Source organism: Burkholderia sp. Ac-20379 (genome assembly GCF_017104645.1).
In the GTDB taxonomy this organism is placed as follows: domain Bacteria; phylum Pseudomonadota; class Gammaproteobacteria; order Burkholderiales; family Burkholderiaceae; genus Burkholderia.
The window spans coordinates 1-13,638 of the sequence record NZ_JAAGPF010000074.1; the positions used below are offsets into that span (position 1 = coordinate 1).

Consider the following 13,638-nt stretch of genomic DNA (forward strand, 5'->3'; position numbering starts at 1 on the left):
TCGCCGCGCCCCGCCGCCCGCAGGCATCAACGATGAACGTTCGCGCCCACCAGCGCGCCGCCGGCCGCGCCCGCCACGGTGCCGATCGGGCCGCCCGTGATCAGGTAACCCAGCGCGCCGCCCGCCGCCGCGCCGATACCGGCGTTGCGCTGGGTGCGCGTCACGGCGCAGGCGCCGAGGCTGGACAGGACAACGGCGATGACCGTTGCGCGGATCAGAAAGTGCGTGGTTTTCATTTTCGTGTTCATGTTGGTATTCCCCTTGGAGTTCATGCGGCTTCGAACCGGGTGACTTATCTTAAAAAGGCCGCGCGCCGCCGGACAACGCGATTTACCTCCCGTTACGACTGAAACAGAAGGCCGCCCTCGCGGCCCCGCGCGCCTCGTTCCGCGCCCGCGTCAGGTAGAATCGACGGTTTCGGGCGGCGCAACCGGCGCGCGCCCCACTTCTTCCAGTTCCCGCATGAGCACCGAACGCAACGACGCCCCCGCGGCATCCAATTTCATTCGCAACACCATCGACGACGACAACCGCTCGGGCAAATGGGGCGGCCGCGTCGAAACGCGCTTCCCGCCGGAGCCGAACGGCTATCTGCACATCGGCCACGCGAAGAGCATCTGCCTGAACTTCGGCGTCGCGCGCGACTACGACGGCGTGTGCCACCTGCGCTTCGACGACACGAATCCGGAAAAGGAAAGCGTCGAATACGTCGACTCGATCATCGACGCCGTGAAATGGCTCGGCTTCGACTGGCGGAAGGACGGCAAGGATCACCAGTATTTCGCGAGCGATTACTACGACCAGCTCTATCAGTTCGCCGAGCTGCTGATCGAGCGCGGCCGTGCCTACGTCGACAGCCAGAGCGCCGAGGACATGCGCGCGAACCGCGGCTCGGCCACCGAGCCGGGCACGAACTCGCCGTTCCGCGACCGCTCGCCCGAGGAAAACCTCGACCTGTTCCGCCGCATGAAGGCCGGCGAGTTCGCCGAAGGCGCGCACGTGCTGCGCGCCAAGATCGACATGGCGTCGCCGAACTTCAACATGCGCGATCCCGTCATCTACCGGATCCGCTACGCGCATCACTACCGCACGGGCGACGCGTGGTGCATCTATCCGATGTACGACTACACGCACTGCATCTCGGACGCGCTCGAAGGCATCACGCATTCGCTCTGCACGCTCGAATTCGAGGATCACCGCCCGCTGTACGACTGGGTGCTCAACGAACTGGCCGACGCCGGCCGCTTCACGCGCCCGCTGCCGCAACAGATCGAGTTCTCGCGCCTGAACCTCACGTACGCGATCACCAGCAAGCGCAAGCTGCTGCAACTGGTGACCGAGAACCACGTCGACGGCTGGGACGATCCGCGCATGCCGACCATCGTCGGCATCCGCCGCCGCGGCTTCACGCCGGAAAGCCTGCACCTGTTCTGCGACCGGATCGGCGTGACCAAGGTCGATTCGTGGATCGACATGGGCGTGCTCGAAGGCGCGCTGCGCGACGATCTCGACGAGAAGGTGCCGCGCACGGTGGCCGTGCTCGATCCGCTCAAGCTCGTGATCGACAACTACCCCGAAGGCCAGAGCGAGGATTGCACCGCGCCCGTCCATCCGCATCATCCGGAGCGCGGCCAGCGCACGTTCCCGATCTCGCGCGAGCTGTGGATCGAGCGCGAGGATTTCCAGGAAGTGCCGCCGAAGGGCTATTTCCGCCTGTTCCCGGGCAACAAGGTGCGGCTGCGCTACGGCTTCGTGATCGAATGCACGGGCTTCGACAAGGACGCGCAAGGCAACGTCACGGCGGTGCACTGCAACTACTTCCCGGACAGCAAGTCGGGCACCGAAGGCGCGAACACCTACAAGGTCAAGGGCAACATCCACTGGATCAGCGCCGCGCATGCGGTGCCGGCCGAGGTGCGCATCTACGACCGCCTGTTCCGCGAAGCGCATCCCGATGCGGGCGGCGCGAACTACCTCGAAGCGCTGAACCCCGATTCGAAGAAGATCGTGAACGCCTACCTCGAACCGGGCGCCGCCGGCGCCGAGAACGCGGCCCCCGAAGCGCGCTACCAGTTCGAGCGTCACGGCTACTTCGTGGCGGATCGCTACGACACGCAGCCGGGCAAGCCGGTGTTCAACCGGATCGTGCCGCTGCGCGACAGCTGGGGCGGCAAGTAAGGCGATCACGCCGGGCCGCTCGCCCGGCGCTCGATGCAAAAAAACCGGCCTCGGCCGGTTTTTTTTCGTCGGTTGCACGCACGCGGCGGCGCCGCGCTCAGGCCGGCAACCGCCGATGCAACGCCGTCAGCGACAGCGTGCCGGCGAACACCTTGGCGAGGCTGCGGCTCGCGTACTCGGCCACCGCCGCCACCTCGACCCAGCGGAACGCATCCATTTCGGGAATCGACGCGCCGGTGGCGCGGCTCGGAAACATCGAGGTGCAGAGGCAGGCCGACAGATCGGTTTCGGCATCGCGCAGGCGCGCGGCGAACAGGTAGAGATCCTTGTCGGAACGGTAGGCGAAGCGGCCCAGCTCGACGAGACGATCGGGCGCGAGCACGATGCCGGTTTCCTCGAACAGCTCGCGCAGCGCGGCGTCGCGCTCGGCTTCGCCCGGATCGCGCGCGCCCTTCGGAATGTCCCAATGCGTGGTTTCGGTTGCGTGCGCAAGCAACACGCGGCCCGCCGGATCGAGCAGCACGACGCCGCACGACAGCGTGCGCGCCGCCTGCCGCGGCCGCCCTGCCGCCGGTTTCGGGTTCGCAACGGGTGCCCCCATCGTCGGTTCTCCTTGGCATTCGGATGAGCGGAACGAGGCGCGCATGCGCCCCGCCGGCGAGCATACCATGCCGTTTTTCGACGATCGGAGGCGGCCCGCCGCGGGCCGGCCTCAGTGCGCGGCGGCCTTGTCCTGGCTCGCGCCGCCGGGCTGATAACCGTCGGTCAGCGTGTTCAGGAACGCGATCACGTCCTGGATCTCGGCCTCGTCGAGCGCCGGCTTCCCGCCCTTCTTGCGGTCGAACGGCGGCTCGGTGTTGATGTTGGCCCAGTAGCGCTTCGGCAGATCGTCGAACTTCTGCACCACGCCGTGACGCACCGGATAGAACTTCTCCGGGTTGGTGTCGCGCTGCACGTAGAAACGCATCACCTCTTCGAGCGAGTGATAGATGCCGTTGTGGAAGAACGCCTTCTTCAGCGCCACGTTGCGCAGCGTCGGCGTGCGGAAGATCCCGCAGTATTCGTCCTCGCCCTTCAGGTCCTTGCGCTCCGGCCCGCATGCGCCGAGATCGTAGAACTTCGGATCCTTGTTGACCGCCAGCGCGCGATTGCGCGGCACGCCGATCGCGATCAGGCCGAAATCGCTGAACTGCGGCGGCTGGCCGTCGAGCGAGCGCTGGCTGATGTGGCAGCTCGCGCAATTGCCCTTGTTCTCGTCGTTGAACAGCGCCAGGCCGCGCATCTCGGCTTCGGTCAGCGTGGCCTTGTGGTCGAGGAACGCGTCGTACTTGCTGCTGTACGGCGTGAACACCTCGGGCGTCTGCTCGTAGGTGCCGAGCGCCTGCAGCACGGCCTCGAAGGTGGCCTTATCGTCGCCCAGCACCTTGTCGCCGAACGTCGCGCGGAAGTCGGCCAGATACGGCGCGGCGCGCACGGCCTGCGCGACCTTCTCCGGCGTGCTGTTCATCTCGAACTTCGTCAGCAGCGGAATGCGCGCCTGCTGCTCGCCGCGATCGACGCGGCCGTCCCAGGTCAGGCCCCCCGTCGGGCCCGCGTCGACGCTCTCGTCGCCTTCCTCGTCCGAATCGTGGAAGTGCCGCGTGAACGGCGGCACCTTCTGCAGGTACATCAGCGTGGGCACCGCACGGAAGCCCTGCTGATGCAGATCGTCGCCGCCCAACTGCACCGACAGCGCGTTAGGCGAACCGAAAGCATGCTCGGCGCTGTGGCACGACGCGCACGCCAGCTTGCCGGAACCCGACAGCGCCGGATCGAAAAACATCTGCTTACCGAGTGCTGTCATTTTCTTGACGGCCGCGTAGACCTGCGCGCGCGTCTGCGGCTGGTTCGCCACCACCACCTCGTTGCTCGCGGCCTGCGGCGCGGCGGCCTGCGCGGCCGAGGCCGCGGCGCTCGATGCGGCCGGCGCGCCGCCCGCCGAGCCCGGTGCATGCGAGTCGCAGCCGCTCAACAGCCCCGCGACCAGCATCGACGCGATGACGGCCGCGCGCGCGGCGAACGGGTGACGAGACGGCCGGGGCCGGGCGAGGTCTTCTGACAGGCTGCGCATGACGTTCCGAAAGGCAAGAAAGGAAGGCGCGAGCGTATGTCAGTCAAATGTCAATTGCATGACTTCACACCGACAGTAAAACGAAAGCTTTACTACATTTAGCCGTCAAACATTACTTACATAATCCGGTCGGCCGGCTGTCATTCGTCATACGAGGATTCCGCCGGCTCCTACGGTACATGTGCGACAGAGAGACAACGAATGAAGAAAACCTTGATCCGCGTTACGCCCATCGCGCTCGCAGCGGCCGCCTTCCTGGCAGGCTGCGGCGGCGACGATGTCACGACCGCGCCCGCTACCACCACCACCGCGCCTGCCGCCCAGACGCTCGCGTCGGTGAAGAACATCGTGGTGATCTACGCGGAAAACCGCAGCTTCGACAACCTCTACGGCGCCTTCCCGGGCGCGAACGGCACGGCCAACATCGATGCGAACGCGGCGGTTCAGCTCGATCGCGACGGCACGAAGCTCGCCACGCTGCCGAAGATCTGGGGCGGCCTGACCGCCGCCGGCGCAGCCGTGCCGGTCACGGAAGCGATGACGGCCAACCTGCCGAACGCGCCGTTCGCGATCGACGACACGGCCGGCTTCAATACGGGGCTGAGCGTCACGACGCGCGACCTGTATCACCGGTTCTATGAGAACCAGATGCAGATCAACGGCGGCAAGAACAACATGTTCGCGGCCTGGGCGGATTCGGGCGGCCTCGTGATGGGCCACTACAACGCCGACGCATCGAAGCTGCCGCTGTGGAAGATCGCCCAGCAATACACGCTGGCCGACAACTTCTTCATGGGCGCGTTCGGCGGTTCGTTCCTGAACCACCAATACCTGATCTGCGCCTGCGCGCCGGTCTACCCGAACGCCAACAACAGCGTGGCCGCCAAGTCGATCTCGACGGTGAACGCCGACGGCGTGTCGCTGACGGTGGATACGGCCAACTCGCCGGCCTCCGCGCTGAGCGGCGCACCGAAGTTCTTGAACTCGGGCAACCTGACGCCGGACTTCTACGCGGTCAACACGATGCAGCCGCCGTATCAGCCGAGCGGCAACAAGCCGGCTTCGACCGACACGACTCTGACGCTGGCCGACCCGACCGTCGCCACCACGCTGCCGCCGCAGACGGAAACGACGATCGGCGACCTGCTGAGCGACGCCAAGGTTTCGTGGGCCTGGTACGGCGGCGCGTTCGGCGCGGCGCTGAGCAACGCGCAAGGCACGGCCCCGGCCGCAGCGGCCGACGGCACGACGCTCTCGAAGGCGAACTTCCAGTACCACCACCAGCCGTTCAACTACTACAAGAACCTGGCTCCGGGTACGGCGGCTCGTGCGGCGCACGTGCTGGACGGCGGCATCAACGGCAGCGAGTTCATCAAGGCGATCGACGCGGGCACGCTGCCGCAGGTGTCGTTCTACAAGCCGCAGGGCAACCTGAACGAGCACGCGGGCTACACCGACGTGGCCTCGGGCGACCAGCACATCGCCGACGTGATCGCCCGCCTGCAGCAGAGCCCGCAGTGGAACAACATGGTCGTGATCGTGACGTACGACGAAAACGGCGGTTTCTGGGATCACGCCGCGCCGCCGAAGGGCGACCGTTGGGGCCCGGGCACGCGGATTCCGGCGCTGATCGTGTCGCCGTTCGCGAAGAAGGGTTTCGTGGATCACACGCAATACGACACGGCCTCGATCCTGCGCTTCATCACGCGCCGCTACAGCCTGCCGAAGCTGCATGGCCTGACGGTGCGCGACAACGCACTGGCCAACAACGGCGCGGCGCCGATGGGCGACCTGACCGCCGCCCTGACGCTGTCGACCAACTAAGCAACGGCAATCGCAGCGCCCGACCCGCCTCTCGCGGGTCGCGCATCGCGGGGCGGCTTCGGCCGCCCCGTTTTCATTTCGGCCGCATTCAGGCGTGGCGCGGAAACGTCAGGATCACCGAGAATCCGCCCGGCTCCGGCAGCGCGAACGCGACCTGGCCGCCGTGCGCGTCCATCACCTCCTTGACGATCGCGAGGCCCAGCCCCGAGCCGTCGCGGCGCTGCGCGCCGCTGCCGTCGAGCCGCACGAACGGGCGCAGCACGGCCTCCCAATGCTCGCGAGCGATGCCCGCGCCGTTGTCGGTCACGGTCAGCCTCACCTGCTCGCGCGTGCCGTCGAGGCTCACGCCGATCTGGCTCGCGTCGCCGTGATGCAGCGCGTTGTGCAGCACGTTCGACAGCGCTTCCTGCAGGCTGATCGCGTCGCCGTCGATGGTGGCGTCGCTCAGGCGCGCGTCGAGCGAAACCTGCACGTCGCGCTCGTCGGCCAGCGGAATCGTGCGGCCCAGCACCTCGCGCGCCAGCGCGGCCAGATCCACCGGCTGCAGCGGCACGACCTCGGTGCGGTGGATCACCATCGCGTGATTGAGCAGTTGCCCGGTCAGCCGGCCCACGTCGGAACAGGTCGCGCGCAGCGTGTCGAGCCGCGTGCGCTGCCGCGCGGCGTCGGTTTCGTTGCTGAGCATTTCGATCTGCGCGTCGAGCCGCGCGAGCGGCGTGCGCATCTGATGCGCCGCGTCGGCGATGAAGCGCTGCATGGTGGCGACGCGCTCGCCGAGCCGCCGCAGCAGGCCGTTGATCGCGCCGATGATGGCGGCGATCTCGCTCGGTGTATCGATCACCACCGGCCGCAGGTCGGCCGGATCGCGCGCGGCGATGATCGATTCGATCTGCGCGAGCGGCATCAGGCCGCGCCGGATCGCCAGCGCGCTCGCGCCGATCGCGAGCGCCGTCATCAGGCCGATCAGCGTCCACACCTTGAGGCTCATGTCGTTGGTCAACTGCTCGCGCGCGTGGGTGGTCTGCGCCACCGTCACCAGCGCCCAGCCGGGCGTGCGCTCTTCCGGCATGTAGCGCGCGATGGTGGCGATCCGCACCGGCTGCCGCTCGTAGTCGCGCGAGGCGAATTGCGTGCCGCGTTGCGCGGCCGCCACGTTCGCCGCATCGGGCAGCGTGTTGTAGCCGGCCACCGCCACGCCGCGCGAATCGACCACCTTGTAGTAGACGACGTCGTAGCGCGACAGCGTCGACAGCGCCGCCACCGGCGGATTGAGCGCCAGCACGCCGCCCTGCACGTAGAGGTTCTCGGCCACCTGGATCGCCGCGCCCGACAGCAGTTGATCGTAGGCGCGCTCGGCCGCGACGCCCGCGTAATAGCGCGCCGCCAGCGCCAGCGCGGCCGCGCCCGACAGCACCACGCACGCGATGAACAGCAGCGTGCGGCCGAACAGCGTCTTCGGAAACCAGTCAGCGCGCCGCAATCTGATAGCCCATCCCGCGTGCCGTGCGAATTTCGACGTCGCTGCCCTGCAGCTTCTTGCGCACGCGCGTCACGTATTGTTCGACCGCGTTCGCCGACGGCTCGCGGCCGAAGCTGAACAACTGGTTCAGCAGTTCGTCCTTCGAAAACACGCGCTGCGGGCGGCTCGCCAGGATTTCGAGCAGCGCGAACTCCTGGCGCGACAGCGGCAGCGGCTGGCCGTCGAGTTCGGCCAGGCGGCTGCTGCGGTCGATCGCGAGGCCGCCGAAGCGCAGCACGTCGCTGGCGTGGCCGCTGTTGCGGCGCAGCAGCGCCTGCACGCGCGCATCGAGCTCGCGATAGTCGAACGGCTTGACGAGGTAGTCGTCCGCGCCGAGGCCCAGGCCGCTCACGCGATCGTCGATCGCCGAGCGCGCCGTGACCAGCAGCACCGGCGTGGTGCTGCCCGAGGCGCGCAGGCGGCGCAGGATCGCGAAGCCGTCCATCGACGGCAGCATCACGTCGAGCACGACCAGATCGAACGCCTCGACGCCGAGCAGGCTGCTGGCCGCCGCGCCGTCGCGTTCGAGATCGACCGCGTGGCCGAGCCGCGTCAGGCGGCTGCCGATCGCCTCGCCGATTTCCGCGTCGTCCTCGACGACCAGAATGCGCATGGTGAGTCCTGCCGATAAGGGGGTTAGGGGTATTCCCGAGGGACGGATCTCAGCATTTTCTCAGGTTCGCCCGCTAACCTCCATGCCAGTTCGTCAAGAGGCCGCCATGGCCGTTTCGGAGGAGACCGCACGATGCCCACGCCGTCGTCCGGCCGGCGCGCGCTGCTCGCCGCCGGCCTAGCCGCTGCCGCCGCGCCGCTCGCACGCCCGGCGCGGGCGTTCTCGTTCGCGCGCGGCCGGACCGTCAGGATCTCGAAGGGATATGGCGTGCTGTATCTGCCGCTGCTCGTGATGGAACGGCAGCGCCTGTTCGAGACGCACGCGGCGCGGCGCGGGCTGGGTCGGGTCAAACCCGAGTGGGTGCTGCTCGACGGCGGCAACTCCGTGAACGACGCGATGATGGCCGGCACGCTCGACTTCGCCGGCGCCGGCGCGCCCGGCTTCATCGAGCTGTGGGCGCGGGCGCGCGGCATTCCGAACGTCGAGGTGATCGGCATCGCGGGGCTGTCGGCCACCTCGCTCGCGCTGAACACCAACCAGGCGCGGATCCGCGGCCTCGCCGATTTCACGCCCGCCGACCGGATCGCCGTGCCCGGCATCCATACGTCGCTGGCCGCCGTCGTGCTGCAGATGATGGCCGCGCGACAGTTCGGACTGCCGCATTTCGCGAAGCTCGACCCGATCACCCTGAACCTGCCGCATCCGCAGGCCATGGACGCGCTGATCCGGCGCGACGGCGGCGTGACCGCGCATTTCGGCTCGCCGCCGTTCTCGACGCTCGAACTGCGCCAGCCCGGCATTCATCGCGTGGCCGACGCCGTGCAGGCGCTCGGCCCGCTGACGCTCGACGTGGTGTTCGCGCCGAAAAGCGTGATCGACGCCGAGCCGGGGCTGGCCGCCGCGTTCATCGGCGCGCTCGACGAGGCCAACCGCTTCATCGCCGCGCAGCCGCGCGAGGCCGCCGCGATCTACGTGTCGTCGTCGGGCCTGCGCGTGTCCGCCGACGACATCGTCGCAATGCTCGCCATGCCCGACACGCGCTACGCGGTGGTGCCCGACCGGCTCATGGCATTCGTCGACTTTCTGCACGGCGTCGGCACCATCAAGACCCGGCCGCGAACCTGGAACGAGATGTTCACGGCCCAGCTCGATGCGTATCTGACGCGTTGAGCCCCACGATTCGCACTGCGAGTCGCTTCAGCAACACTTTCAGCAACACGCTTCAAACAGGAGCCCAGCGTGACCCTTGCCTCCCCTTCCCTCGCTGCCGCCGGTGACGAGCAGCGCGTCATGTCGAAGATCGCGTGGCGCTTGATGCCGATCCTCGTCGTGATGTTCCTGATCTCGTTCATCGATCGGCAGAACGTCGGCTTCGCGAAGCTGCAGATGGCGCACAGCCTCAATATCTCCGAATCGGCGTTCGGCCTGGCGTCCTCGCTGTTCTTCATCGGCTACCTGCTGTTCGAGGTGCCGAGCACGCTCGCGCTGCACAAGTTCGGCGCGCGCGTCTGGCTCGCGCGGATCATGCTGACGTGGGGCTTGATCACCGTCGCGATGGGTTTCACCACCTCGATGCCGATCTTCAGCGGGCTGCGCTTCGTGCTCGGGATCGCCGAGGCCGGCTTCTATCCGGGCGTGATCTACTACCTGACGCTGTGGTTTCCGCAGAGCTACCGCGCGCGCGTGCTCGGCATCTTCACGCTCGGCAGCGCGCTGGCCAACATGCTCGGCTCGCTGGTGGGCGGCTGGCTGCTGAGCCTGAGCGGCATCGGCGGGCTGGAGGGCTGGCAATGGGTGTTCATCGCCACCGGCCTGCCGGCCGTGCTGGTGGGCATTCTGGTGTTCTGGCTGCTGCCCACGTCGTACCGCGAGGCGCGTTTCCTGTCGGAACACGAGAAGCAGCTCGTGGCCAACGCGCTCGAGCGCGAGGCGCCGCCGCACGCCGAGCATGCGAAGCCGTGGAAGGCCTTCGTCGATCCGCGCGTGCTGCTGTTCGCGGGCACCTACATGATGATGTCGACGTCGCTGTACGGCGTGACCTACTGGCTGCCGACCCTCGTCAAATCGTTCGGCGTGTCGAGCAGCACGAACGGTTTGCTGAGCATGCTGCCGTGGGCGCTGGCCGTGATTCTGCTGATCTGGCTGCCGCCCAAGCTCAAGCGCGCGAAGAGCCTGCTGCGCACGATCGGAATCGTGGCCGCGCTCGGCGCGGCGGGATTCGTGCTGAGCCTCGTGCTGCCCACCACCCCGCTGCGCTTCATCGCGCTGGTGCTCGGCGGCGCGTGCATTCCGCTGATCTACCCGTGCTTCTGGTCGATGCCGCCGCGTTATTTCACTGGCGCGCGGGCCGCGGCCAGCGTGGCCGCGATCAACTCGATCGGCAACCTCGGCGGGTTCTTCAGCCAGAACCTGATGCCGCTGGCCGGCAAGCTGACCGGCACCGCGTTCGGGCCGATGATCGTGCCGATCGTGTGTTTGACGGTGCTGGGCGCGGGTGCGTTCATCGGTTGGGCGCGCACCGAGCGGGCCGGAGCGGCTGCAAGCGCTTGAGGTGGTTTTACCCGGGCGCGGGTGGGATGGCGCGCCCGGGGTTTCGATTCGGATGACTGAACGCGATGCGGGCCGGTTGCATGGAAACATGCGCCGGCCCGTTGTGCTTTGGTCTTTTATCAGGCGCGCCGGCGGGCTTCCGCGACCGCGAGCAGCGATTGCAGACCGCGCCAGCCCCAGTAGACGCGATGCGCGACGATCAGGCCGCCCTCGATGTCCATGAATTCGACGAGATCCGTCTGCTCGCCGGTGGGCGTGGCGCGCGGGTATTCCCAAACCAGCTGAACGCCGTTCGAGAAAAAATCGCCGGTGCGGTACCAATCGGTGAAGGTGTTCCCGAGCTGGGTGAAACCGGCGGCGAAGAAGTGGCGGATGGCGGCTTTGCCCGCGAGGTTGCCGGTGGGGCTGGCGTCTTCAGCCAATCCAATGGCCAGCACGGACGGAGATTCGAAGTGCGCATGATCGGCGTAGAGCGACATCAGCGCTTCGACGTCGCGCGCGACGATCGCGGCGTGCCATTGCGCATGAATGTGGCGGATCCGGGCTTCGGTGGACGAGGAGATTGGAGCAGGCATGAGGCATGCGCACATGGAGTGGAGATGAAGCGCAGAGTAAGGGAGCGTTGGAGGCGGATGTTTCAGGATGGGATGAATCGATCGAGTGCCGCCGCTTGCCGATGCCTTGCGGAAATTGATACCGGATCGAGCCCGTTCCGCCTTCGATAATTCGCAAGTTCTCCCGATTGTCGATGCCCCGTTTCAATCGAGCACGCGCCGCCGTTTGCCGCCGCGGCCGGTTCCATGACACGCAAATGGCATCGCCCTTGCAGGCGCGACAGGTTCGCCCCGCGGTGGCGAAAAAAAATGAAACGAACTATAACGAGCCTGTCTTTGCCGACGAATCGATGCAACACTGCAAGGCGTTTTGCATTCCCCTGCCGCCGCGATCCGGCGGCTATCGCGTTCCCTCCCCTGTTCAGGCAGGCGCGCTTCGCCTTCGCGACCCACGCCCGCCTTCCCCACGAGGTGCCCGACACATGCGACTCCGAAGCGCATCGTCCGATCTGCTGTTCTTTCTGAGGTCCTGGTTCGAGAATCCGCTGAACGTCGCCGCGATCGCGCCGTCCGGCGAGCCGCTGAGCCGCCTGATCACGCGCGAGATCACCGGCTCCGACGGCCCCGTGCTCGAACTCGGCGCCGGCACCGGCGTGTTCACCAAGGCGCTGCTCAAGCGCGGCGTGGCGCAGCGCGACCTGATCCTGGTCGACAACACCGACCGGTTCGCGACGCTGCTGATCCAGCGCTTTCCCGACGCGAAGATCGTGATCGGCGACGCCGCCCGGCTCGAATCGCTCGGCGTGGCGCTGCCGCGATCGGTGGGCTCGGTGGTCAGCGGCCTGCCGCTGCTGTCGATGCCGAAGCCCAAGGTGGCGGCGATCCTCGACGGCGCGTTCCACTATCTGCGCGACGACGGCGCGTTCTTTCAGTTCACCTACGGGTTCCGCTGCCCGATTCCGCGCGGCACGCTCGACGCGCTGGGCCTGAAGGCCAGTTGCGTGGGCCGCGTGATCCGCAACCTGCCGCCGGCCGCTGTTTACCGGATTTCGCGCAAATGAAAAACGGGCGGCGCGAAATCGTTCGCGCCGCCCGCTGCCTTCCTGCCATGCCGCGGCGGCCACCCGCCGCCGCCATCGGTCAGCTCGCGCCGATGCCCGACGATACCTTCCACAGGTCGACGTTGCCGTCCTGCGCGTAACGATCGATCTCGGCCAGTTCCTCGGCCGTGAACGTCAGTTGCTTGACCGCATCGAGCGAATCGTCGAGCTGCACCACGTTGCGCGCGCCGATCAGCGTGGACGACACGCGCGGGTCGCGCAGCGTCCAGGCGATCGCCATCTGCGCCAGCGTCTGTCCGCGCCGTTCGGCGATCGCGTTCAATGCACGGATGCGTTCCAGGTTCTGCTCGCTCAACATGCCGGCATTCATCGAGCCGCTGCGGCTCACGCGCGCATCGGCCGGCACGTCCTTCAGATACTTCGACGTCAGCAGCCCCTGCGCGAGCGGCGAGAAGCCGATGCAGCCCACGCCCAGTTCGTCGAGCGTCGGCAGCAGGCCCTGCTCGATGCTGCGGTTCAGCATCGAATAGTTCGGCTGATGAATGAACAGCGGCACGCCTTCGGCGCGCAGGATCTTCTCGGCTTCGCGCGTCAGTTCCGGCGAATACGACGAAATGCCGACATACAGCGCCTTGCCCTGCCGATGCAGTTGCACGAGCGCGCCCATCGTTTCGTCGAGCGGCGTGTTCGCGTCGACGCGGTGCGAATAGAAGATGTCGACGTAATCGAGCTTCATGCGGCGCAGGCTCTGCTCGCAGCTCGCGATCAGGTGCTTGCGCGTGCCGGTCGGGCCGCCGTACGGGCCGGGCCACATCTGCCAGCCGGCCTTGGTCGAGATCACGAGCTCGTCGCGATACGGCTTGAAATCGGCCGCGAGCCAGCGCGAGAAGTTCTCCTCGGCGGAGCCGGCCGGCGGGCCGTAGTTGTTGGCCAGATCGAAGTGCGTGACGCCGCGGTCGAACGCGCGGCGCAGCACGGCGCGGCCCGTCTCGAACACGTCGACGCCGCCGAAGTTCTGCCAGAGGCCCAGCGAGATGGCGGGCAGCACCATCCCGCTGCGGCCGACGCGACGGTACGGCATCGCGTCCTTGTATCGATTCGAATCAGCCAGGTACTGCGTCATGGGTCGTCTCTCCTGAACCGTTGGGCTGCCCGGCTTCGCCGTTGCGAAACCGGGCGGGTCGCCTGCAAAACGCCAAGTGTAGGGACAGCCGGCGGTTCGGGGAAAT

Annotated in this window: 12 protein-coding genes; 5 read left to right on the top strand and 7 right to left on the bottom strand. The window is 67.3% G+C overall.

Annotation, left to right across the window (positions count from 1 at the left end):
• Positions 1-26: 26 nt before the first annotated feature.
• Positions 27-236: an ornithine acetyltransferase gene (locus G3N92_RS12485; RefSeq protein WP_206127857.1), complete on the bottom strand. Its 210-nt coding sequence runs from the start codon at positions 234-236 to the stop codon at positions 27-29.
• A gap of 226 nt (positions 237-462) precedes the next feature.
• On the opposite strand from G3N92_RS12485, the gene G3N92_RS12490 reads away from it, so the two are divergent.
• Positions 463-2,178 carry a glutamine--tRNA ligase/YqeY domain fusion protein gene (locus G3N92_RS12490; protein ID WP_206127817.1) on the top strand — a complete coding sequence of 572 codons (1,716 nt, stop codon included), beginning with the start codon at positions 463-465 and terminating at the stop codon, positions 2,176-2,178.
• A 97-nt stretch (positions 2,179-2,275) separates the two neighbouring features.
• Here G3N92_RS12490 and G3N92_RS12495 read toward each other — a convergent pair whose 3' ends face one another.
• A complete protein-coding gene (locus G3N92_RS12495; protein WP_206127818.1) occupies positions 2,276-2,779 on the bottom strand; it encodes an NUDIX domain-containing protein in 504 nt (167 codons plus the stop codon).
• 111 nt (positions 2,780-2,890) lie between these two features.
• Positions 2,891-4,207: a cytochrome c peroxidase gene (locus tag G3N92_RS12500; protein WP_241014755.1), complete on the bottom strand. Its 1,317-nt coding sequence runs from the start codon at positions 4,205-4,207 to the stop codon at positions 2,891-2,893.
• A 282-nt stretch (positions 4,208-4,489) separates the two neighbouring features.
• On the opposite strand from G3N92_RS12500, the gene G3N92_RS12505 reads away from it, so the two are divergent.
• Entirely contained in the window at positions 4,490-6,112 is a 1,623-nt protein-coding gene (locus G3N92_RS12505; RefSeq protein ID WP_206127822.1) for an acid phosphatase, read from the top strand.
• 88 nt (positions 6,113-6,200) lie between these two features.
• On the opposite strand, the gene G3N92_RS12510 is transcribed toward G3N92_RS12505, so the two are convergent.
• The gene (locus tag G3N92_RS12510; protein WP_206127828.1) at positions 6,201-7,592 is read right to left on the bottom strand and encodes a sensor histidine kinase; all 1,392 of its coding nucleotides are present in this window, start codon (positions 7,590-7,592) and stop codon (positions 6,201-6,203) included.
• Positions 7,579-8,244: a response regulator transcription factor gene (locus G3N92_RS12515; RefSeq protein ID WP_206127835.1), complete on the bottom strand. Its 666-nt coding sequence runs from the start codon at positions 8,242-8,244 to the stop codon at positions 7,579-7,581. Before G3N92_RS12515 ends, G3N92_RS12510 begins: the two co-directional genes overlap by 14 nt.
• A 132-nt stretch (positions 8,245-8,376) precedes the next feature.
• Here G3N92_RS12515 and G3N92_RS12520 point away from each other — a divergent pair, with 132 nt between their 5' ends.
• Positions 8,377-9,414, top strand: coding sequence for an ABC transporter substrate-binding protein (locus tag G3N92_RS12520; RefSeq protein WP_206127837.1), 1,038 nt, complete (start codon positions 8,377-8,379; stop codon positions 9,412-9,414).
• Positions 9,415-9,534: 120 nt separating this feature from the next.
• Positions 9,535-10,794 carry an MFS transporter gene (locus tag G3N92_RS12525; protein ID WP_206127858.1) on the top strand — a complete coding sequence of 420 codons (1,260 nt, stop codon included), beginning with the start codon at positions 9,535-9,537 and terminating at the stop codon, positions 10,792-10,794.
• 119 nt (positions 10,795-10,913) lie between these two features.
• On the opposite strand, the gene G3N92_RS12530 is transcribed toward G3N92_RS12525, so the two are convergent.
• Entirely contained in the window at positions 10,914-11,369 is a 456-nt protein-coding gene (locus tag G3N92_RS12530; protein ID WP_206127839.1) for a nuclear transport factor 2 family protein, read from the bottom strand.
• 461 nt (positions 11,370-11,830) lie between these two features.
• On the opposite strand from G3N92_RS12530, the gene G3N92_RS12535 reads away from it, so the two are divergent.
• A complete protein-coding gene (locus G3N92_RS12535) occupies positions 11,831-12,409 on the top strand; it encodes a methyltransferase domain-containing protein (RefSeq protein WP_206127841.1) in 579 nt (192 codons plus the stop codon).
• A gap of 79 nt (positions 12,410-12,488) precedes the next feature.
• Here the strand turns inward: G3N92_RS12535 and mgrA are convergent, their stop codons facing one another.
• Positions 12,489-13,532, bottom strand: coding sequence for an L-glyceraldehyde 3-phosphate reductase (gene mgrA, locus G3N92_RS12540; RefSeq protein WP_206127843.1), 1,044 nt, complete (start codon positions 13,530-13,532; stop codon positions 12,489-12,491).
• Between the last annotated feature and the right edge of the window lie 106 nt (positions 13,533-13,638).

Bases quoted from the DNA above. Each gene is read 5' to 3' on its own strand.
- G3N92_RS12485 (WP_206127857.1), bottom strand. From the start codon at position 236: ATGAAAACCACGCACTTTCTGATCCGCGCAACGGTCATCGCCGTTGTC.
- G3N92_RS12490 (WP_206127817.1), top strand. From the start codon at position 463: ATGAGCACCGAACGCAACGACGCCCCCGCGGCATCCAATTTCATTCGC.
- G3N92_RS12495 (WP_206127818.1), bottom strand. From the start codon at position 2,779: ATGGGGGCACCCGTTGCGAACCCGAAACCGGCGGCAGGGCGGCCGCGG.
- G3N92_RS12500 (WP_241014755.1), bottom strand. From the start codon at position 4,207: ATGCTGGTCGCGGGGCTGTTGAGCGGCTGCGACTCGCATGCACCGGGC.
- G3N92_RS12505 (WP_206127822.1), top strand. From the start codon at position 4,490: ATGAAGAAAACCTTGATCCGCGTTACGCCCATCGCGCTCGCAGCGGCC.
- G3N92_RS12515 (WP_206127835.1), bottom strand. From the start codon at position 8,244: ATGCGCATTCTGGTCGTCGAGGACGACGCGGAAATCGGCGAGGCGATC.
- G3N92_RS12520 (WP_206127837.1), top strand. From the start codon at position 8,377: ATGCCCACGCCGTCGTCCGGCCGGCGCGCGCTGCTCGCCGCCGGCCTA.
- G3N92_RS12525 (WP_206127858.1), top strand. From the start codon at position 9,535: ATGTCGAAGATCGCGTGGCGCTTGATGCCGATCCTCGTCGTGATGTTC.
- G3N92_RS12530 (WP_206127839.1), bottom strand. From the start codon at position 11,369: ATGCCTGCTCCAATCTCCTCGTCCACCGAAGCCCGGATCCGCCACATT.
- G3N92_RS12535 (WP_206127841.1), top strand. From the start codon at position 11,831: ATGCGACTCCGAAGCGCATCGTCCGATCTGCTGTTCTTTCTGAGGTCC.
- mgrA (WP_206127843.1), bottom strand. From the start codon at position 13,532: ATGACGCAGTACCTGGCTGATTCGAATCGATACAAGGACGCGATGCCG.